This is a genomic window from Proteus sp. G2674, from assembly GCF_009915195.1.
In the GTDB taxonomy this organism is placed as follows: Bacteria; Pseudomonadota; Gammaproteobacteria; order Enterobacterales; family Enterobacteriaceae; genus Proteus; species Proteus mirabilis.
Map to the genome: position 1 here is coordinate 130800 of NZ_JAABLS010000023.1, position 22105 is coordinate 152904.

The following is a 22105-nucleotide window of genomic DNA, read 5'->3' on the forward strand; positions in this document are numbered from 1 at the left end:
CTTCTACAGCTAAATAAATAATAACAAAGTTTGTGATAATATCTCGTTTAGAACTTAGTATAATAGTAGGATCTTTGATTAATGAAATTAAAACCTCAGACAAACGTTTTGCCCGAGCATTCCCCTAAAGCCCCTATTACGGGTTGGTTACTTGCCCCTTTGGCTTATTTGCTGTTGTCGATAGTGGGCTTAGGTTTAATGTCTGTTTTATATTTAATACGATATTTTTCAGATTTTTCGATTATCCACCAGCTACCTTTTCATGTGGTATCAAGCTGGTATCTTTCCGTGTTAACAGCATGGGCGATGTTTGCATTTACCGCTTATTTATTAAGACAGTTTTTTTACCGCGCTAAAAATTTTCCTCGTTTATTTATTATTTGGTTATTAATTAACTTATTGTTGGCGATAAAAAGTTTCGGTTTTGCCCCTGTTGATGATCAAACCGCGGTTAAGTCACTATTATGGGCCGTTATGGCAACTGTCTGCTTTGTGCCTTATATCAAATATGCTAAGCGTGTCCGTGAAACTTTCACACAAGATCGATAACTTCATACATTTCAGCTTGATATTATACTCGCCCGTTTAGCCTCTTTATTTTATGAGGCTTTTTCTCCATTTTTTAACAATTTTGGCATAGCAATGACTGATTACTTGCTTTTATTCGTTGGTACCGTCTTGGTGAATAACTTTGTACTCGTCAAATTCCTCGGTTTATGCCCATTTATGGGTGTATCAAAAAAATTAGAAACCGCGATAGGAATGGGGTTTGCGACAACGTTTGTCATGACGATTGCCTCTATTAGCTCTTGGCTAATGGATACCTTTATTTTAGTTCCCTTAGACTTACTCTATTTACGTACACTCAGCTTTATTTTAGTGATTGCTGTTGTGGTGCAATTTACAGAAATGGTCGTAAGAAAGACGAGTCCAACGTTATATCGTCTATTGGGGATTTTCTTACCTTTAATTACCACCAACTGTGCCGTATTAGGGGTCGCGTTACTGAATATCAATCAATCACATACCTTTATGCAATCAGCAGTATATGGTTTTGGTGCTGCGGTAGGATTCTCCTTAGTTATGGTGTTATTTGCAGCCATTAGAGAAAGACTGGCTGTCGCCAATATTCCTGCTCCTTTCAAAGGCTCTTCTATTGGCTTAATTACTGCGGGTTTAATGTCTCTTGCCTTTATGGGTTTTAGTGGTTTGGTGAAACTGTAATGAATTCTTTATGGATAGCAATTGGTGTACTGGGTGTACTAGGGCTTCTATTCGGCCTGATTTTAGGTTATTCCGCTCGTCGCTTTAAAGTAGAAGAAGATCCTATTGTGGAAAAAATTGATGCCATATTACCACAGAGTCAGTGTGGTCAGTGTGGTCATCCTGGTTGTCGCCCTTATGCAGAAGCGGTAGCTAATAATGGAGAAATGATTAACCGTTGTGCACCAGGTGGTGAACAGGTTATGTTAAAAATTGCCGAACTGATGGGGGTTGATCCACAACCACTTGATGGTGATGAAGAAGCATTAAATCCGGTGAGAAAAGTGGCTTTAATTGATGAAGACAACTGCATCGGGTGCACAAAATGTATTCAAGCATGCCCAGTGGATGCCATCGTCGGCGCTACTCGTGCAATGCACACCATAATAGAAGATCTCTGCACAGGGTGTGATTTATGTGTTCCACCTTGTCCAACAGACTGTATTACTTTAGTTCCTGTGAAAATGACGACCTCTAATTGGAAATGGGATTTAAATACTATCCCTGTAAGAAATATTCCTGCAGAGCCAGAAGAAACCCCCGAAGATGAACCGTCATTAAAGACGGAGGATAACGCTCATGTTTAATCTCTTTTCGTTATTTAAAAAAGATAAAATTTGGGATTTTAAAGGCGGTATTCATCCTCCCGAAATGAAATTACAATCAAGTCGCACGCCTATGCGTATTGCCCAGTTACCGGATGAGGTTACCATCCCTATTCATCAACACTTAGGTACTCCTGGGCAACTTTGCGTTAAAGTGGGTGATCATGTTTTAAAAGGCCAAGCCTTAACCCGTGGCGTAGGAAGAACATTACCTGTTCATGCTTCTATATCAGGCACGGTTACGGCAATAGAGCCATTTCCAAGCACTCACCCTTCTGGTCTGCCTGAAATTGCAGTGAAAATTGTCTCTGATGGTAAAGACGAATGGCGAGAAAAATCACCGCTAGTTGACTATCAATCACAAAGTAAAGAAGTATTGCTTACCCGTATTCATGAAGCAGGCATTGCTGGATTAGGGGGAGCGGGTTTTCCAACAGCCACAAAATTAAAAGGTGGTGGTGATTTAGTTAAAACGCTCATCATAAATGCCGCTGAATGTGAGCCTTATATCACAGCTGATGACAGACTTATGCAAGAGCACGCAGATGAAGTTATTGCGGGTTGTCAGATATTAATGCATATACTGTCACCAGATGAAGTGCTGATTGGTATTGAAGATAACAAACCTGAAGCTATTGCCGCCTTAAAACAAGCATTAACAGCACTCACAAATGAAAAACGTATTTTTATTCGGGTGATCCCTACCAAATATCCATCTGGAGGCGCTAAACAGTTAACCAAAATATTAACGGGCAAAGAAGTTCCTTCTGGCGGTCGCTCCTCTGATATTGGCGTATTAATGCAAAATGTGGGGACGGTAGTGGCAATTAAACGTGCCATTATCGATGATGAACCTTTAATTGAACGTGTCGTTACCGTAACTGGACAAGGGGCTAAAACCCCAGGCAACTTTTGGGCACGTTTAGGTACTCCTATTTATGCACTTATAAAACAAGCAGGCTTTGTTGCTGGCTCTGAGCAGATGGTCATTATGGGCGGGCCTTTAATGGGCTTCACCTTACCTGACTTAAATGCCCCCGTTATAAAAATTACTAACTGCTTATTAATTCCCTCTCCAGAGGAGATGGATACAGATAATGTTGAAGAAGCCTGTATCCGTTGTGGTCAATGTGTTGACGCCTGCCCTAGTGGTTTGCTACCACAACAACTTTACTGGTTTAGTAAAGGGAAAGAGCATGAGAAAGCGCAACAACATAATTTATTTGACTGCATTGAGTGCGGGGCTTGTGCTTTTGTCTGCCCTAGTAATATTCCATTAGTGCAATATTACCGCCAAGAAAAAGCAGAAATACGAGAAATTGATGCGGAAGCTAAACGAGCGGCTGAAGCTAAGGCACGCTTTGAAGCGAAAAAAATCCGTATGGAACGAGAAAAGCTTGAACGTGAGGCAAGACATCAACGTGCTGCAGTTAAGCTTGATGATCACCAACAAAATGAAGTGCAATCTGCACTTTCTCGTGTAAAAGAAAAACATAGCATTGGCAAAATTATTGCTGTTAAAGCAGGAGAACAACCTGACAACGCAGCGGCTATTGCTGCACGCAAAAAACGTAAAGAAGAAGCCCGAGCAAAACAAGCTGCTAAATTGGCACAACAGGTACCACAAAATACCCATACCACCGCCGATGCAGAAAGTGATCCGCGCAAAGCCGCTGTAGCGGCAGCATTAGCTCGTGTAAAAGCTAAGAAAGCTCAACAAGCGCAAGCAACTGCAAAAGTAGACACTCCTGCTGAAACTCAGGCTGAGGTGGAAACCGATCCGCGCAAAGCTGCTGTAGCGGCAGCATTGGCTCGGGTAAAAGCTAAGAAAGCTCAACAAGCGCAAGCAACTGCAAAAGTAGACACACCGGCTGAAACTCCGGCAGAGGTGGAAACCGATCCACGTAAAGCTGCTGTCGCTGCTGCTATTGCTCGCGTAAAAGCTAAAAAATCTCAACAAGCACAGGCAACTGCAAAAGTAGACATACCTGCTGAAACTCCGGCTGAGGTGGAAACCGATCCGCGCAAAGCTGCTGTGGCTGCTGCTATTGCTCGGGTAAAAGCTAAAAAAGCCCAACAAGCGCAAGCAAGCACAGTAGACACACCTGTTGAAACTCCGACTGAGGTGGAAACCGATCCACGTAAAGCGGCTGTCGCTGCTGCTATTGCTCGCGTAAAAGCTAAAAAAGCTCAACAAGCGCAAGCAACTGCAGAAATAGACACACCGGCTGAAACTCCGGCTGAAGTGGAAACCGATCCGCGCAAAGCCGCTGTCGCCGCTGCCATTGCCCGGGTAAAAGCTAAAAAAGCTCAACAAGCACATGCAACTGCAAAAGTAGACACACCGGCTGAAACTCAGGCTGATGCTGAGGTAGAAACCGATCCACGTAAAGCGGCTGTCGCCGCTGCCATTGCCCGCGTAAAAGCTAAAAAAGAAGCACAGCAACGCCATGCTAAAGAAGAAGTGACATTGGATTAATACAAATGAAATTTAGACCAATACAAAATAACAATAGCAAATTGAAAATCGCCAGCTCTCCATTTACTCATAATCAACAATCCACCAGTCAAGTGATGTTGTGGGTAATATTGGCCGCTATTCCAGGTATTCTATGCCAACTCTACTTCTTTGGTTTAGGGACGCTATATCAAATCATCTTGGCAATCATTGTCGCGCTATTGGCGGAGACTATTTGTGTCAAACTCAGAAAAGAAGATCCACTTCTATACCTAAAAGATAATTCCGCTTTACTAACAGGTATCTTACTAGCAATTAGTATTCCTCCTTTAGCGCCTTGGTGGATAATTGTTTTAGGGACATTTTTTGCGGTTGTTATTGCCAAACATATTTATGGTGGATTAGGTCAAAACCCATTTAATCCCGCGATGGTCGGTTATGTGGTGCTATTGATCTCCTTTCCTGTACAAATGACATCATGGATGCCCCCCATTGAATTACAAGCAGTGTCTTATAACTTTATAGATAGCTTAAGTATTATCTTTACCGGACATACACCCTCAGGACTCACCCTTGAAGATTTAAGACGCTCTGTAGATGGCATTACCCAAGCCACACCACTTGATAGTTTTAAAACTGGATTATTAACCCACTCTATTGATGAAGTATTAGCAACGCCAATCTTACAAGGTGGATTTGCGGGAATGGGTTGGCAATGGGTGAATGTTGCCTATCTGGTTGGGGGCGTTATCTTGTTATATAAACGAATTATTAGCTGGCAAATTCCTGTTGCCATGTTAACGCTGCTTGGCGTTTGTTCGCTGATCAGTTGGGGGATCGATCCTACTCGTTACTCTCAGCCACTATTACAGCTTTTCTCAGGTGCGACGATGTTAGGGGCTTTCTTTATTGCCACCGATCCTGTTAGCGCCTCCACCACACCAAAAGGGCGATTAATCTATGGTGCAATCATTGGCCTATTAGTGTGGATTATTCGTGTCTATGGTGGCTATCCTGATGCCGTGGCCTTCTCAGTCCTATTAGCTAATATTGCTGTACCGCTTATTGATAGTTATACCCGTCCTCGGGTTTATGGACATTAATGGAGATAATGATGATCGAGATACTAAAACGTCATGGGTTAACATTAGCTATCTTTGCGGCCTGTACCACAGGGTTAACGGCTGTCGTCTATCACTTGACGGCGAATACTATCGCAGAGCAAGCGGCTTTAGAAAAACAGAAATTATTAGACCAAGTGATCCCAACCTCTCTCTACAATAACCATCTCGCGCAAGATTGTTATATTTTGACAGATAAAGCATTAGGTAATGAAAAACCACATAAACTTTATGTTGCTCGTTTTAATGGTAAACCTGTCGCTGCCGCATTAGAATCAACTGCACCGGACGGTTATTCAGGGGCGATTGAATTATTGGTTGGTGCTGATTTTAGTGGCAAAGTACTCGGTGTTCGCGTGACAACACATAATGAAACACCGGGGCTAGGTGATAAAATAGAAACGCGTATTTCAGATTGGATTTACTCATTAAGTAACAAGTTTATTACCAGTGATCATGACTCACATTGGGCGGTAAAAAAAGATGGTGGTGATTTTGACCAATTCACTGGAGCAACTATCACACCAAGAGCCGTCGTTAATGCATCAAAACGCACTGCATGGTTAATACAATCTTTACCTGAAAAATTAGATACCCTTTCAGCTTGTGAGGCGAATTAAAATGAGTATGATCAAAGAACTGTTTTCACAAGGATTATGGAAGAATAACTCTGCTTTAGTTCAATTATTAGGGCTGTGCCCATTACTGGCAGTGTCTTCTACCGCGACCAATGCTCTAGGCTTAGGTCTAGCCACAACATTAGTATTAGTTTGTACCAATGTGGCAGTGTCTAGTTTACGTCGTTGGGTTCCCTCTGAAATTCGTATTCCAATTTATGTTATGATTATCGCATCCGTTGTTAGTGCGGTACAATTGCTTATGAATGCCTATGCTTATGGTTTATACCAATCGTTAGGAATATTTATTCCTCTTATTGTCACTAACTGTATTGTGATTGGTCGTGCAGAGGCGTTTGCAGCTAAAAATGAAGTTTTCCCTTCAGCAATTGATGGCTTTGCTATGGGATTAGGTGCAACAGCGGCACTCTTTGTTTTAGGGGCAATGCGTGAAATATTAGGTAATGGCACTTTATTTGATGGTGCTGATTTATTATTAGGTGAATGGGCGCAAGTATTAAGGGTTGAGATAGTACATTTAGACTCACCTTTCTTACTGGCTATTTTACCACCCGGTGCCTTTATTGGTTTAGGTTTTATGCTGGCCATAAAATACCTGATTGATGAAAAACAGAAAAAACGCGTTCCATCCACGACCAAAACCTATGAAAAAGAACAAGGTTGTGGCAGTCATATTGTTAAAAACTAATTTGTGAGCATAATGAATCAAGCTAAACGTATAGAAATTTTAACTAGGTTGCGGGATAACAATCCGCATCCTACTACTGAGTTAAGATTTAACTCCCCGTTTGAATTATTGATCTCCGTGTTACTCTCTGCACAAGCCACCGATGTTAGTGTTAATAAGGCAACAGCAAAACTTTACCCTGTTGCCAATACACCTCAAGCAATGCTGGAATTAGGTGTTGAGGGGATCAAATCCTATATTAAGACCATTGGCCTATTTAATAAAAAAGCTGAGAATGTGATTAAAACCTGCCAAATATTGGTAGATAAACATCATGGCCAAGTTCCTGAAAATAGAGAAGCTTTAGAGGCATTACCCGGTGTCGGTCGTAAAACAGCGAATGTCGTACTTAACACCGCTTTTGGTTGGCCGACCATTGCTGTTGATACACATATCTTTCGCGTGTGTAATCGCACTAAATTTGCACCGGGAAAAAATGTTAATGAAGTGGAACAAAAACTGCTAAAAGTGGTACCGGCAGAATTTAAAGTCGATTGCCACCATTGGCTTATCCTGCATGGTCGTTATACCTGTATTGCCAGAAAACCACGGTGTGGCTCTTGTATTATTGAAGATCTCTGTGAGTATACCGAAAAAACAGATCCACAATAACATTGTGCAAATTTCTCTGTTTTTCTGATGCATATTACTTGCGTCATTACACACAATCGAATAAAACTATTGCCCACTTTTATTATTAAAATTGCCGACTTTCCGGAAAAATATGTTTCAAGACAATCCGCTGCTTGCTCAGCTAAAACAGCAACTCCATGCCCAAACACCGCGCGTGGAAGGCCTTGTAAAAGGGACAGATAAAGGCTTTGGCTTCCTTGAAGTTGATGGTCAGAAAAGCTATTTTATCCCTCCTCCTCAAATGAAAAAAGTGATGCACGGTGATCGCATTATTGCTGCCGTACATACCAATAATGATAAAGAGTCCGCTGAGCCTGAAGAGCTGGTAGAACCCTTTTTGACTCGCTTTGTCGGCCGTGTTCAGAAAAAAGAAGGTGATAATCGTCTATGGATTATTCCTGATCACCCTCTACTCAAAGATGCCATTCCTTGTCGTCCTGTAAAAAGCTTAACGCATCCATTTGCCGATCAAGATTGGGCAGTGGCGGAAATGCGCCGACATCCTCTTAAAGGTGATAAACATTTTCAAGCTGAATTAACTGATTTTATTACCGATAAAGATGACCATTTTGCACCTTGGTGGGTGACATTAATGCGTCATCAATTAGAGCGAAATGCACCTGAAGTAGACAGTGAAACATTAACCTTACATGATGATCTACCGCGTGAAGATTTAACCGAGCTCTCCTTTGTGACCATCGATAGTGCTTCAACCGAAGATATGGACGATGCGTTATATATTCGTAAAGAAGAAAATGGCCAACTTTCACTGTATATCGCTATTGCCGATCCAACGGCTTATATTCAGCCTAATAGTGAATTAGATACCATTGCAGCACAACGAGCGCTAACAAACTATCTACCGGGCTTTAATATCCCGATGTTACCTCGTGAGCTATCAGATAATCTCTGCTCATTGCGCCCTAATGAAAAACGTCCTGCGTTAGTCTGCCAAGTGGGTATCATGGAGGATGGTGCATTAACCGATGAGATCCACTTCTACTCAGCATGGGTAGAATCAAAAGCAAAACTGGTTTATGACAATATTTCTGATTGGCTAGAAGGTGAAGAAACACAGTGGGCACCTGAAAATAAGATTGTTCATGAACAAGTCATGCTATTAAAAGAGATGAGCGAGAAACGTCATGTATGGCGTGAACAACATGCTCTCGTCTTTAAAGAGCGTCCTGACTATCGTTTTATTCTTGATGACAGTGGCAACGTATTAGATATCGTGGCGGAAAAACGTCGTACTGCCAACCGTATCGTGGAAGAAGCGATGATCACCGCCAATATTTGTGCGGCAAAGGTACTTAGTCGCAATCTCGGTTTTGGTATTTATAACGTTCATACTGGTTTTGATCCGCTCTATATTGATCAAGTCTCACAAACCTTAAAAGAGCACGGTATTGAAACCAACGCAGATGAGTTATTAACCCTTGAAGGTTTCTGTCGCTTACGTCGTGAACTAGATAATCAGCCAAACCAATTCCTTGATAGTCGTATTCGTCGTTTCCAAAACTTCGCTGAAATAAAAACAGAGCCAGGCCCTCACTTTGGTTTAGGCCTTGAAGCTTATGCGACATGGACATCACCGATCCGTAAATACAGTGATATTTTAAATCACCGTTTATTAAAAGCGATTATCAGCAAAAGTGCGGCAGAAAAACCACAAGATGAAGATTGTGTTCGTATTGCCGAACGTCGTCGTGCTAACCGTATGGCCGAGCGCGATGTCGGTGATTGGTTATATGCGCGCTTCTTAAAACCTTTTGCTAGCACTGAGAGTACCTTTAATGCCGAAATTATTGATATTACTCGTGGTGGTATTCGGGTACGTTTAGTTGAAAATGGGGCTATTGCCTTTATTCCTGCACCATTTTTACATGCGGTACGTGACGAAATTCAATGTAGTCAAGAAACTGGCTCTGTCATTATTAAAGGTGAAACAGCCTATAAGCTCAATGACATTATTCCGGTACGTATTGAAGATGTGAAACTAGAAACGCGTAATATTGTTGCTCGTCCGATTTAACAGCTATTTAGCGTAATAGATATTATCAAGCTGATAACCTTACTCAGGTTATCAGCTTTTTTATTTATTGCATTTTGCGACTCTACAGATAGATAAAGTGACGCTGTCACTATTGATGCTAGTTTGCTAATAATAAAAATGCGCCGACCTTCAACAAGATAAGCGCACTATATGTAGAATACTAGGCTTCAATCAATGATTGGGGTGGTGATAAAAAAACGACCTCAGCCTCCGGCCAATTTCACTTTCATCCCTTTCGCTTCTAATAAAGATTTAATTAAATCCCGTTTATCACCTTGGATTTCAATTAATCCCTCTTTAACACTGCCACCACAACCACATTTCTTTTTTAATTCAGCCGCTAATTTAGCCAGAGCGGCATCATCCAAATCAATACCAGAGATAACACAAACACCCTTACCTTTACGGCCACTGGTTTGACGTTGGATACGCACAATACCATCACCGGCAGGACGCGTAGGTTTCTGCTCTTCTTCTTTAATCCGACCGATATCAGTGGAATAAACCAGCCGAGAATTATTATCCATGTTGCACAACACCTTGTATAGAACGATTAATTTGCTGTAAAGTTTCCAGTGGATTTTCACTGCGTGTAATAGGTCTGCCGATCACCATATAATCCACCCCAGCCACTATCGCTTGCTCTGGCGTCATAACTCGACGCTGATCACCCACTTCGCTCCCTGCGGGTCGAATTCCGGGAGTGACCAATAAAAAGTCATCACCACACACTTGTTTAAAACGAGTGGCTTCATGGGCCGAACATACCACACCATCAAGACCACAGGCTTTAGCCAGTAATGCTAAGCGTTCGGCTTGTTCTGCTGGAGTTAGGCTAATGCCCAATTCAGTGAGATCGGATTGATCCATACTGGTCAACACAGTAACAGCAGTTAATAGCGGTGCCTCTTTGCCAAATGAGCTTAAGCTCTCCTTTGCCGCACGCATCATACGACTACCACCACTCGCATGCACATTTACCATCCATACCCCTAAATCGGCAGCCGCGGCAACTGCTCTCGCCACCGTATTGGGTATATCATGAAATTTTAAATCTAAGAAAATATCAAACCCTTGCTGTTGCAATTGCGTTACAAATTGCGGTCCAAAGCGAGTAAACATCTCTTTACCAATTTTCAGGCGACAAGATGAAGGGTCGATACGTTGTGCAAAATCGAGTGCACTTTTTTGGTCTTCATAGTCTAGTGCCACAATAACGGGCGCGCAGGTAGAGCTGGGCGATTTTTTATCACAATCAAATGACATTTTAAGGCCTTTATTTATCAAGAGACTATTAAAAGTGACATCGTCACTGACCATCTAAGCCACGTATCGGCTTAACAGTATCCCAAGAGCGACAGGATGGACAATGCCAATATAATGCATGGGAGGTAAAACCACATTTATGGCAACGGTAATCAGGTTTTGTGCGGATCTGCTCACCGACCATATAACGTAATAAGATCAGACTCTCTTTTGCGCGTCCTTCTTCTGCTTCAGCTAAATGATAGCGCATTAAACGATAGAAAAGTCGCATGGTAGGATGACGTTCTAGTTGGCGATTAATATATAACTGTGCGGCTTCAATGCCCTCTTTCTCTTCAATAATATCGGCAAGATAAAGCTCTGCAATGGCACCACAATTACTCTCGACACATTGACGTAAATAGGCTTCCCAACGTGCGGGATCACCTTGAGATTGGAAGCATTCAAAAAGCATTGGCAAGGTTTCACTGACCATCTCTTTATCTTGCTCAATCACTTTCATTAATACATCAATGGCTTTATTTTTTTCATCGCGCGCGATATAGATACGACCATACATAATGGAAACACGGGCACAAAGTGGATCCATTTGCCCGGCTTTTTGTAGAAAACTTAGCGCATTATCAAGATTATCACTGCTCATTTCTTGCAATGCGAGTTCACAATAGAAATGGGCAATTTGCTCTTTAAGTTCATGTTGACCCAGTTTTACCAATTTCTCTGCGGTTTCTATCGCCTTACCCCAGTCACTGGTAAGTTGATAAATGGCTAGGAGGGATTGTAATGCACTTTGACGAAAATCCTGCTCATCAATCAGCTGTAAAAACATATGTTCAGCGCGATCATAAACCCCTGCTGCGACATAATCACGGCCAAGTTGCTGAATAGCGAGAAGACGTTGTTCAAAAGAGAGTGCCGCGCTCTCCATTAATGATTGGTGAATGCGAATAGCACGTTCAACTTCACCACGAGAGCGAAATAGATTACCTAAAGTAAGATGTGCTTCAAAGGCTGAGCTATCCTCTTTAAGCATTTCAAGGAACAGATCAACCGCTTTGTCTTGTTGATCAGAAAGTAAAAAGTTAACCCCTGCCACATATTCACGTGACAGGCGATCGGCATTTTGCTGTTTATCCTGTTGCGCACCACGACGCCCCATATACCAGCCATAAGCCGCAGCGACCGGTAATAACAGAAACAGCAACTCAAGCATCTATTCTCGTCCTTATTTTACAGTAGAAACGGCTGTAGAACGATTTTCTTGGCTTTCTTGTTTGGTTTGTTCACTTTCAAGGCGCTTAATTTTACGCTTTGCTCTTACTAATGATAAACGTACTCGCAAGTAAAAAACGCCACTGACGATCCAGCCCAGCACAAAACCAACACCAAACAGCGTGGCTAATAAAGTAGAGATACGATATTCACCTTGAGCAATAAGATAATTGAAGGTGATCACCTGATCATTATTTGAACCTAACGTCATAGCTATTACGACAATAGCTAGCACCAGAACAACCAAAATAAAAAGTAGAACTTTCTTCACATTATTTCCTTTTTATTCTCTTTTCTTTGGATAAGGGATAAAGGTAGCATTTTCACCACTCACAAAGAAAGTCATTTCTTAGAATCATCTGATTTTCGTATATTTTTTCACATAAATAGTGAAAAATAAATTCGCTATCTCAAAAAGAAAAACGATTATCAAAGTTTTAACAACAATCGTCGTTCAATCATCCAAAATGCACACCACACCAACACAGCACTAATCAGAATACCGACAATCACATCAGATGCCCAGTGCATACCTAATATTATTCGTCCGACAGTCACATCAATACCCCATAATATCCCTAAGCTGGCTAAAAAATAATGACGTCGTAACATACACAGCACAAACACAAATAAAGCCAGTGTTGCAGAGAATAAGCTGTGTCCAGAAGGAAAGGCATAACCGGTTTCTGCTCGCCAATGGCTTAATTGCCATTGAGGGATCAGCGACGAATGAGATAATCCATTATGCAACAGTTGCTCACGCTCAGGACGAGACACTTGGTAAAAATGTTCTGGTGATATTGATAGTTGGTTACTGACCCAAACCACATAAGGTCGTGGCTCTTTAACGCTATTTTTTACAACCACTTTGATCAACTGCCCCAACATCAAAGTCGCGACCATAATAATTGCCAACTGAATAAATGCTTTTTTAGGTAGTTTAAGAATAAAAAAGAGCAAAACAAGGCAAAGTAATATAGTTAAAGCTCCCCAAGGTTTAGCCGCACTATTGGCTATCCATAAAGTGCTTTCGCCTCCCAGAGGATGTGCTGATGGTTGCCATTGCCATCCCAGAATAAGCACCACAATAGGTACAATCAAAAGCAATCCACTTCCTAAAAGCATCAATACTGATATTTGCTTATTCAATCTATTTGTCCTTATCTATTCTGTATGCACTATTTTTATTTACTGATGATTAACTGATATAAATGATTAGTATAAACAATACCAGTTTAGCAATAAATAATTATGCAAGTAGGCTTAAAATCTGATAATTTGTTTAGGTGTGATTTATTAAGTGTGTGTGATCAAATTCCCTGCCGATTTAGACAAGGAACCATTTCAGTGTTTTATTTCTCTTTGTCCTCGTTATAAAGTGTATAATCTTGAACGAGAGTATCACCTGAAATTATGAGTCAAAAATAATGAAATTAAGACGTATCGCAGAAGCAAAACTCCCTACTCCTTTTGGTGAGTTTTTAATGGTGGGTTTTGAAGAAATTGCCACAGGAAAAGATCATGTTGCCCTCGTTTTTGGTGACATTTCTGGCACAAAACCCGTTTTATCCCGTATTCATTCTGAATGTTTAACTGGCGATGCATTATTTAGCCTGCGTTGTGATTGTGGTTTTCAGCTAGAAGCTGCCCTTTCACAAATTAGCAAAGAAGGCCGTGGTGTATTACTTTATCATCGCCAAGAAGGTCGCAATATTGGTTTACTTAATAAAATCCGCGCTTATGCATTACAAGACCAAGGATTAGATACTGTCGAAGCTAATCTAAAGTTAGGATTTAAAGCCGATGAGCGCGACTTCACCCTTTGCGCTGATATGTATAATCTATTAGGCATACATGAAGTACGATTATTAACCAATAATCCAAAGAAAATCGAAATAATGAAAGAAGCTGGGATCAACGTGGTAGAGCGTGTTCCATTAATCGTAGGACGTAATCCAAGTAATGCTCATTATCTTGATACTAAAGCGGATAAAATGGGACATATGTTATTTAAAAAAGCGCAATAACATAAATATCGGATAGATTATCAGCGTTATTATTCAATCCGGGTGATTTAGCCCGGATTTTATTTTCCTGCACTTACCCCCATCAAGCTACTGACTATTTTCAAGATGATTTTTTATCCTTTAATTATTAAATTATATCATGTGAAATTTTATCATATGGCAAGCTGTTGACTCTTTAACTGGCTTTAAGCTATTTATAACTAAATAATTTTTAATAGGAATAGCATAATGCCATTACATTTTTCTGGTAGGATTTTTGCGTCTCTTTTATTAGCTGGGACACTATTAACAGGTTGCGATAACAATGATAACAACCGTTATGCAATTAAAGTGGGGGTGATTAATGGTGCAGAGCAAGATGTGGCAGAAGTCGCTAAAAAAGTGGCTAAAGAAAAATATGGTTTAGAGGTTGAGCTGGTGGGGTTTAGTGGCTCATTGTTACCTAACGATCCCACTGCAAACAAAGAATTAGATGCCAATGTGTTCCAACATCGCCCTTTCCTTGAGCAAGATAATCGTTCTCGTGGTTATAACCTCGTCGCGGTAGGCAATACCTTTGTTTTTCCTATGGCGGGTTATTCAACCAAAATTAAACATCCTCAAGAATTAAAACCCGGTGATACAATAGCACTGCCCAATGATCCAACCAACTTGGGGCGCGCATTATTATTGCTACAAAAAGAGAAACTGATCACCTTAAACCCTGACAGTGGCCTATTACCCACAACACTCGATATTATTGATAATCCACTTAAATTAAATATTATGCAATTAGAAGGTGCGCAACTACCTCGAGTATTAAACGATCCCCAAGTAACGGTTGCGATAATTAGCACAACTTATATCCAACAAATTAATTTATCACCAACCAAAGACAGTATTTTTATTGAAGATAAAAGTTCACCTTATACTAATATTATTGTTACAAGAGAAGATAATAAAGAAGCAGAGAATGTACGCGATTTTATTAAAGCCTACCAGTCACCCGAAGTGGCAACAGCCGCTGAGACTATTTTTAAAGGTGGTGCTATTCAAGGGTGGTAATTGTTTAAATTAAAAAGAGTGACTTCAATACTAAATTCGGTCTTTACTTAATTAAGCCAAACTAGGTAAATACACAATTTAACGACAGTCTCATCCAAGTCGAACAGATTTTTGCAAGAGTTTTCATAACCTATTTAAGCGTTCTTGGCTACGGCGATTCTTAAACCATGGCTATAATTTTGACACAAAAATCCCCCCGATAATCGGTTGTCCAACTATCGGGGGGATTTCATATAAGGCGTTTATTACTATTAATACTAATATGAAGGCTCTATTTACAACATATTACGAATAACATAATGCAAGATCCCGCCATGTTCAAAATAAGCCAGCTCAGTTTGCGTATCAATACGACAACGAGCCATAATAGTTTCTTGGCGACCATCTGCAAAAGTAATATTGACAGCGACATCTTGACCCGGTGTTAGCGAATTAAGCCCCGTTATCTCAATTTTTTCATCACCTTTGAGCCCTAAAGTCTGGCGTGATACACCGTTAGGAAATTCTAAAGGTAATACTCCCATACCAATCAAATTAGAACGGTGAATACGTTCAAACGATCCGGCTATCACCACTCGCACACCTAATAATCGTGTACCTTTGGCGGCCCAGTCACGGCTAGAGCCTGATCCATATTCATTACCGGCAATAATGGCTAAAGGCGTATTTTCTTGCTGATAACGCATCGCCGCATCATAAATGGCTAACGTTTCTCCCGTTGGAATATGTTTTGTAAAGCCCCCTTCGATCCCCGGCACCATTTCATTACGAATACGGATATTTGCAAAAGTTCCTCGCATCATAACTTCGTGATTACCACGTCTTGAACCGTAAGAGTTAAAGTCTTTTGGTTCAACACCATGCTCTCGAAGATAACGCCCAGCAGGGCTATCAGCTTTAATATTCCCAGCAGGTGAAATATGATCGGTGGTCACCGAGTCACCTAATATGGCTAAAATACTGGCTTGGTGAATATCTTTAATCGCCTCAGGTGTTTTTGTCATACCTTCAAAAAAAGGAGGATGGCGAATATAGGTAGAATCAGGTTGCCAAGCATACACCGGGGTATCTTGTATTTTTAGTGATTGCCAAGTTTCATCACCATCAAATACCGCAGAATACTCTTTATGGAACATCTGCGTTTTTACTTTTTCCACCGCATCGGCAATGGCTTTACTGTCAGGCCAAATATCTTTCAAATAGACTGGATTGCCCTGCTTATCTTCACCTAATGGCTCTTTGGTCAAATCAATATTCATATTACCAGATAGCGCATAAGCCACGACTAAAGGAGGAGAAGCAAGCCAGTTGGTTTTCACTAAAGGATGGATACGACCTTCAAAGTTACGATTACCCGATAGTACAGCGGCTATAGTTAAATCATTATCTTTAATAGTCTCTTCAATCGGGGCTAATAAAGGCCCTGAGTTACCAATACATGTGGTACAACCATAACCAACCAAATTAAAACCAAGTTTATCTAAATAAGGTGTTAATCCTGCCAGTGCTAAGTAGTCTGTCACCACTTTAGAGCCGGGGGCTAATGACGATTTGACCCATGGCTTACGCTGTAGGCCTTTTTCTACCGCATTTTTAGCCAGTAGACCTGCGGCCATTAAAACATTAGGGTTAGAGGTATTGGTACATGAGGTGATCGCTGCAATTACTACCGCACCATCCGTTAAGGTAAAAGGTGGCTGATTATCAATGGTGACCTGAGGATATTGAGCAAGAGGTTTTTTATTTGTTTCAAGCTCTACAGCAGCTTTAAATGCTTTTGGTACATTCAGCAAATTAACTCTATCTTGTGGTCGTTTAGGGCCAGCAAGACTTGCTTCCACAGTGCCCATATCTAACGATAAGGTTGAGGTGAAAATAGGTTCATCACCGGCATGACGCCATAAGCCTTGCTCTTTACTATAGGCTTCAACTAATGCAATTTCTTGCTCTTCACGCCCAGTAAGGCGTAAATAATCTAGTGTAATTTCGTCAATAGGAAAGAAGCCACAGGTTGCACCATATTCAGGTGACATATTGGCAATCGTCGCTCGGTCAGCAAGAGGCAAAGAAGCTAGTCCATCACCATAAAACTCAACAAATTTCCCTACCACACCATGTTGACGTAACATTTGCGTTACGGTTAATACTAGGTCAGTCGCTGTGATCCCCTCACGTAGTTTACCCGTTAACTTAAAACCTACCACATCAGGGATCAGCATTGAAATCGGTTGGCCTAACATCGCAGCTTCCGCCTCAATGCCACCAACGCCCCAACCCAATACGCCCAGACCATTGATCATAGTAGTATGTGAATCGGTTCCAACCAAAGTATCAGGGTAAGCAATATGTCGGCCATTTTGTTGTTCAGACCATATCGCTTTACCTAAATATTCTAAGTTAACCTGATGGCAAATGCCCGTTCCAGGAGGTACTACACGAAAACGTTCAAACGACTGTTGCCCCCAACGTAAAAAGAGATAACGCTCATAGTTACGCTGCATTTCAATTTCAACGTTTTTCTCAAAAGCATCATCACTGGCATATTTATCAACCATCACCGAATGGTCGATAACCAAGTCAACAGGAGAAAGTGGATTAACTTTTTCTACATTTCCCCCCAAAGATTTTACGGCTTCACGCATAGCGGCTAAATCAACAACGGCAGGTACACCCGTAAAATCTTGCATTAATACTCTTGCTGGGCGATAGGCAATTTCACGGGAGGCGTGGGCATTTTTTTGCCAATCTACCAATGCCTTAATATCATCTTCAACAACCGTATCATCATCAAGATAGCGGACTAAATTTTCTAGCAGAACCTTTAACGATTTAGGGAGACGAGTGATATCCCCTAATTGACGAGCAACTTCAGAAAGACGGTAATACTCATATTGATGAGTACCTACAGAGAGCGTAGAAAGACTCTCCTTTTTCAGACGTAACGACATAGCTCCTCTCCTTCTTATTTTTATGCTGACAGCAATCACAAACTATCAAAATAGGTAAGGTTATCTATTAACCATATCATAGAAAGAGAAATTTCGCTTACGGACCACACGATTTGTTAATATGATGTTATTGAGATTATATTACTAACAAAACTTAATCTCTTTCTTTTAACTTAATTAGGATTTAATGGGGGTATTATTGCAAATAAAGGATAATGTATATGAACAATCAACAAGCCGAACAACTAAAAAAGATTATGATGGCTGATAGTTATTTTGCACAACCTATTACGCCCCCTTTTCCACAGCCTTTAGCAATAAAATCATTACAACAGACACTTAATATCAAAGATACAGAAGGACTTGTTCAATTTATTATCGCTTCACCTAAACGTTTTAACGAATCAGAAAAAATGATCATGACACAGCTGAAAGATATACAAATTGCCTTAATCTCTATTATGTCGAATCATCTTTCAGTATTAAAAAAAGAAGATAGTGAAGCTTATTATCAACCAGAGCATTGGCTAGAAACCCTTAATCATTTGCCTTTGCTTAGCCGTAATAAAGTTGAAAGCAAACGACTTGATAAGCAAACATTTGATTTTTCAATTGCTCAAGCCTTTGTGCAACTGTTATTAGGTGCGGCCATTAATGCAGCGTCACCGTCATTAGCCGAGTTTATCGATTTTTTACGCAATCAGGGACAACAAATTGAACTAGGAATACGCCAATCCTTTGATAGCTATAAAACGATAACTATTGCAGGTGTGACGGAAATCCTTAATCATAATAATCAGCTTATTTTTGTACCTAAATTAAAAATAATGAGTCTACGTTTCTCACATCGAACAGCCAAAATGTTATTAGCCAGTTGTTCGGGGCGAAAATTTACGATTTCAGTAGAATACACAACAATCACCTCAATTTTTGATATTGGTGCACTTAATGATCCACTGATTAATCGACAATTTTATGCTTTTTTAAATAAGTTTCGTCAGTTAAGTATTACTCAATCTGATTCATTTTTTAGTGGGGACTTTTTATTGCAATAGCATTAATGTTATAAGTTACATAATGGTAAAAGGCGGGATAATATACCCGCCTTTGCGTATTAAACTAAAGGTAACTCGATATCTTTAAATAACTCTTCAATTTCTTCATTGGTGCGTAAAGCTGTCGCTTGTTCCACCAAATTACGTGTTAGATGTGGGGCAAAACGCCACATAAAGTCATACATATAACCGCGTAAAAAACCACTACGTCGAAATGCAATTTTTGTGGTGCTATAACTAAATTTATCACGCATATCAATAGCGACTAAATCGCTATCAAGCATCGGATCAAATGCCATACTCGCAATCACACCAATACCTAAGTGTAGCCTGACATAAGTTTTTATTACATCCGCATCCGTTGCAGTAAAAACAATTTTAGGCTTTAAACCCACTTTACCAAAGGCTTCGTCAAGATCAGAACGCCCAGTAAAACCATGGGTATAAGTAACGATATCGTAAGTTGCAAGCTCTTGTAAGGTAACTTCACGCTTTTGCGCCAATGGGTGATCTTTAGTTACCACCACAATACGATTCCAACGATAACAAGGTAACATTACTAAATCGTTATACAGATGTAGTGATTCTGTCGCTATAGCAAAATCACTTTTACCACGGCAAACATCTTCTGCAATTTGTGTCGGTGAACCCTGATTCATATGTAATGACACTTCGGGATAACGTTCTATAAAACCTTTAATCACTGGGGGTAAAACATAACGCGCTTGTGTATGAGTGGTGGCAATAGAAAGCGAACCGCGATCAGGATAAGTGTGTTCCCCTGCAGCCGAGCGGATAGCTTCTGTTTTGGATAATATCTCACGAGATAATCTGACAATTTCTTCCCCCGCTGGCGTCACATGTGTTAAGTGCTTACCACTGCGAGAGAATATTTGTATACCCAACTCATCTTCTAGCATACGAATTTGTTTACTGATCCCCGGCTGAGAGGTATATAAACGCTCTGCTGTCGTTGAGACGTTTAAATCGTTATTCACCACTTCAACGATATAACGCAACTGTTGTAATTTCATAGAAGCACGATCCCTTTACAAAAGACTTATTATTCTGTTATTCCGCTCATATTCATATAACTAAAAAGAATAATAAATAAGCAATATATAACCACTATATCACTTATTTCATTTCGGTCTAACGTAATTAATAAGGTTATTTAGGTTTTATTATATCGAATAGTTATAAGCTATAAAAATCGGTAGAAATCTTGCTGTCTGTGGATGGTCTTGATTGTATTGTGATAATAACAATTTACTGATTCGATTTGCTGTTAAAACCACTGTACTATTGCCTAGTAAACGTTGGAAAGTACAGTAAACGATCAGGAGCAACAGAATCATATTTAACGTAATGTACATACATAGAAGATGATCACCATCGAAGGTTAGTTCATATCAAATAAATCTATAAGATTGCATAGTTAAATTAATAGTTGAACTAGATAGTAACCTATTGATTAATCAATATATCGAACAAAAGAAGTAAACGCTTTCTCATCACTATTCTCGATTATTTCATTAAAACTAACCCTTCCAGTATAAATAGAAAAGGTCGGCTCTTTAATACTCCCATTAGGAAAAATAACTTTTTCATCTTTTGAGATAGTCGTGGTTAGTTTAGGTTCAACTTTATAATTAAAATAGATTTCTCCATTTGATTTATTGGATAGTTTTTTCTCACCTTCCGTGATTGATGGTGAATAATAGATAGATTGATCATCTTCTTCCACTATAACAGGGGCTAATGTAGTAAATAGTTCTATTTTTGAATGTTTGTCATCGACAATTGGGATAACCTTACTAATCACCATATGATTTTTATAAATGGTAGAGATTGGCGCTAGTTCTATTTTTATCAATTTCCAATTACACCATCCCCCCCATCAATAGGCACGATATAGGTCGCGTTTTTATTATCCTCTGCTATTTTACGTTCTACCTCTACTTTTTGTGTTAAAGAGGAGTAAGAGACTTCGGTATAATCAGCACTAAAATGAGAACGTTGGCACTTATTTGACGTATAAGTACCAATAACTTGCACTACTGTTTCAGGGGAAATAGTTGAATAAACCGTGATTTTATTGCCATTATTATTCATATTGACGGGGAATTTATTATCCAGATATATATTGATAAGCCCACTACAACCACCTAACAATAGATAAGGAATAAGAACAAATAATTTAATCATTGTCATTAGTATAGTTAATCCCCATTCAACTCCGTTCACCTGCTTAAAATCGCAATCGCATATCCCTTCTTACACTTTAGACAGAAAAAAACCACTTACTCCCCCAAACAGATTAATCAATCAATATATCTAACAAAAGAAGTAAACGCTTTTTCATCACTATTCTCGATTATTTCATTGAAATTAATTATTCTGCTATAACTAGATCCGTCCAATATTTTAATATTACCGTTAGGGAAAATAGCTTTGTTATCATTTGAGATGATAGTCGTGGTTAATTTAGGTTCAATTTTATAATTAAAATAAATTTCTCCATCTGATTTATTGGATAATTTTTGTTCATCCTCCATTATTGATGATGAGTAATAGATGGACTGTTCATCCTTTTCTTCCACTATAACAGGGGCTAATGTAGCAAATAATTTTATTTTTGAATGTTCACTATTAGTCAATGAAAAAACCATATTTCTTCTAACAAGCACTTCATATTTAGTAGATAATGGTGCTATCTCTATTTCTACCAGCTTCCAATTACACCATCCCCCTCCATCAATAGGCACGATATAGGTCGCGGTTTTATTATCCTCTGCTATTTTACGCTCTACCTCTACTTTTTGTGTTAAAGAGGAGTAAGAGACTTCGGTATAATCAGAATTAAAATGAGAACGTTCACACTTATTAGATGTATAAGTACCTCGGACTTGCACTACCATTTCAGGGTAAATAGTTGAATAAACCGTGATTTTATTGCCATCATTATTCATATTGACGGGGAATTTATTAT

The 22105-nt window shown here is 39.8% G+C and carries 20 protein-coding genes and 1 pseudogene; 12 read left to right on the plus strand and 9 right to left on the minus strand.

Going from position 1 to position 22105, the window contains the following annotated elements; translation table 11 throughout:
• The first annotated feature begins 81 nt into the window (after window positions 1-81).
• The 9 genes from GWI58_RS10780 to GWI58_RS10820 all read left to right on the plus strand — a co-directional run bounded on the left by GWI58_RS10780 (window position 82) and on the right by GWI58_RS10820 (window position 9480).
• Window positions 82-549, plus strand: coding sequence for a DUF2569 family protein (locus GWI58_RS10780; protein WP_094959209.1), 468 nt, complete (start codon window positions 82-84; stop codon window positions 547-549).
• A gap of 93 nt (window positions 550-642) precedes the next feature.
• Window positions 643-1224: an electron transport complex subunit RsxA gene (rsxA, locus tag GWI58_RS10785; protein ID WP_004243017.1), complete on the plus strand. Its 582-nt coding sequence runs from the start codon at window positions 643-645 to the stop codon at window positions 1222-1224.
• Window positions 1224-1850, plus strand: a complete 627-nt coding sequence (gene rsxB, locus GWI58_RS10790) for an electron transport complex subunit RsxB (RefSeq protein WP_004243020.1) — start codon at window positions 1224-1226, stop codon at window positions 1848-1850. The genes rsxA and rsxB overlap by 1 nt, the downstream gene beginning before the upstream one ends.
• Window positions 1843-4347, plus strand: coding sequence for an electron transport complex subunit RsxC (gene rsxC / locus GWI58_RS10795; RefSeq protein WP_161769169.1), 2505 nt, complete (start codon window positions 1843-1845; stop codon window positions 4345-4347). Before rsxB ends, rsxC begins: the two co-directional genes overlap by 8 nt.
• Window positions 4348-4352: 5 nt before the next feature.
• Window positions 4353-5429, plus strand: a complete 1077-nt coding sequence (gene rsxD / locus GWI58_RS10800) for an electron transport complex subunit RsxD (RefSeq protein ID WP_161769170.1) — start codon at window positions 4353-4355, stop codon at window positions 5427-5429.
• A gap of 11 nt (window positions 5430-5440) precedes the next feature.
• Window positions 5441-6067: an electron transport complex subunit RsxG gene (gene rsxG / locus GWI58_RS10805; protein ID WP_004251120.1), complete on the plus strand. Its 627-nt coding sequence runs from the start codon at window positions 5441-5443 to the stop codon at window positions 6065-6067.
• 1 nt (window position 6068) lies between these two features.
• Entirely contained in the window at window positions 6069-6773 is a 705-nt protein-coding gene (locus tag GWI58_RS10810; protein ID WP_161769171.1) for an electron transport complex subunit E, read from the plus strand.
• A 12-nt stretch (window positions 6774-6785) separates the two neighbouring features.
• Window positions 6786-7424, plus strand: coding sequence for an endonuclease III (gene nth, locus GWI58_RS10815; RefSeq protein WP_161769172.1), 639 nt, complete (start codon window positions 6786-6788; stop codon window positions 7422-7424).
• A gap of 112 nt (window positions 7425-7536) precedes the next feature.
• Entirely contained in the window at window positions 7537-9480 is a 1944-nt protein-coding gene (locus tag GWI58_RS10820; protein WP_161769173.1) for an exoribonuclease II, read from the plus strand.
• Window positions 9481-9704: 224 nt separating this feature from the next.
• Here the strand turns inward: GWI58_RS10820 and yciH are convergent, their stop codons facing one another.
• The 5 genes from yciH to pgpB form a co-directional block, all read right to left on the minus strand.
• The gene (gene yciH / locus GWI58_RS10825) at window positions 9705-10028 is read right to left on the minus strand and encodes a stress response translation initiation inhibitor YciH (RefSeq protein WP_004248106.1); all 324 of its coding nucleotides are present in this window, start codon (window positions 10026-10028) and stop codon (window positions 9705-9707) included.
• Window positions 10021-10767: an orotidine-5'-phosphate decarboxylase gene (gene pyrF, locus GWI58_RS10830; protein ID WP_094959268.1), complete on the minus strand. Its 747-nt coding sequence runs from the start codon at window positions 10765-10767 to the stop codon at window positions 10021-10023. Before pyrF ends, yciH begins: the two co-directional genes overlap by 8 nt.
• A gap of 43 nt (window positions 10768-10810) precedes the next feature.
• Window positions 10811-11980, minus strand: a complete 1170-nt coding sequence (lapB, locus tag GWI58_RS10835) for a lipopolysaccharide assembly protein LapB (protein WP_004243030.1) — start codon at window positions 11978-11980, stop codon at window positions 10811-10813.
• A gap of 12 nt (window positions 11981-11992) precedes the next feature.
• A complete protein-coding gene (locus GWI58_RS10840) occupies window positions 11993-12310 on the minus strand; it encodes a LapA family protein (protein WP_004243031.1) in 318 nt (105 codons plus the stop codon).
• 158 nt (window positions 12311-12468) lie between these two features.
• Window positions 12469-13188, minus strand: coding sequence for a phosphatidylglycerophosphatase B (gene pgpB, locus GWI58_RS10845; protein WP_094959214.1), 720 nt, complete (start codon window positions 13186-13188; stop codon window positions 12469-12471).
• Between the two features lie 278 nt (window positions 13189-13466).
• Between pgpB and ribA the strand changes: the two genes are divergently transcribed.
• Window positions 13467-14066, plus strand: coding sequence for a GTP cyclohydrolase II (ribA, locus tag GWI58_RS10850; RefSeq protein WP_004243033.1), 600 nt, complete (start codon window positions 13467-13469; stop codon window positions 14064-14066).
• Between the two features lie 228 nt (window positions 14067-14294).
• Complete coding sequence (locus GWI58_RS10855; RefSeq protein ID WP_004243034.1) at window positions 14295-15110, plus strand: MetQ/NlpA family lipoprotein; 816 nt, start codon at window positions 14295-14297, stop codon at window positions 15108-15110.
• Window positions 15111-15385: 275 nt separating this feature from the next.
• Here the strand turns inward: GWI58_RS10855 and acnA are convergent, their stop codons facing one another.
• The gene (acnA, locus tag GWI58_RS10860; protein WP_161769174.1) at window positions 15386-18058 is read right to left on the minus strand and encodes an aconitate hydratase AcnA; all 2673 of its coding nucleotides are present in this window, start codon (window positions 18056-18058) and stop codon (window positions 15386-15388) included.
• Window positions 18059-18279: 221 nt separating this feature from the next.
• Here acnA and GWI58_RS10865 point away from each other — a divergent pair, with 221 nt between their 5' ends.
• A complete protein-coding gene (locus GWI58_RS10865; protein ID WP_004248113.1) occupies window positions 18280-19113 on the plus strand; it encodes a hypothetical protein in 834 nt (277 codons plus the stop codon).
• Between the two features lie 59 nt (window positions 19114-19172).
• Here the strand turns inward: GWI58_RS10865 and cysB are convergent, their stop codons facing one another.
• The 3 genes and pseudogenes from cysB to GWI58_RS10880 form a co-directional block, all read right to left on the minus strand.
• Window positions 19173-20147: an HTH-type transcriptional regulator CysB gene (gene cysB / locus GWI58_RS10870; protein WP_004243041.1), complete on the minus strand. Its 975-nt coding sequence runs from the start codon at window positions 20145-20147 to the stop codon at window positions 19173-19175.
• Between the two features lie 440 nt (window positions 20148-20587).
• Window positions 20588-21333, minus strand: a pseudogene (locus GWI58_RS10875) (hypothetical protein).
• 104 nt (window positions 21334-21437) lie between these two features.
• The coding region (locus GWI58_RS10880; protein ID WP_161769175.1) for a hypothetical protein at window positions 21438-22105 on the minus strand (668 nt) is incomplete at its 5' end.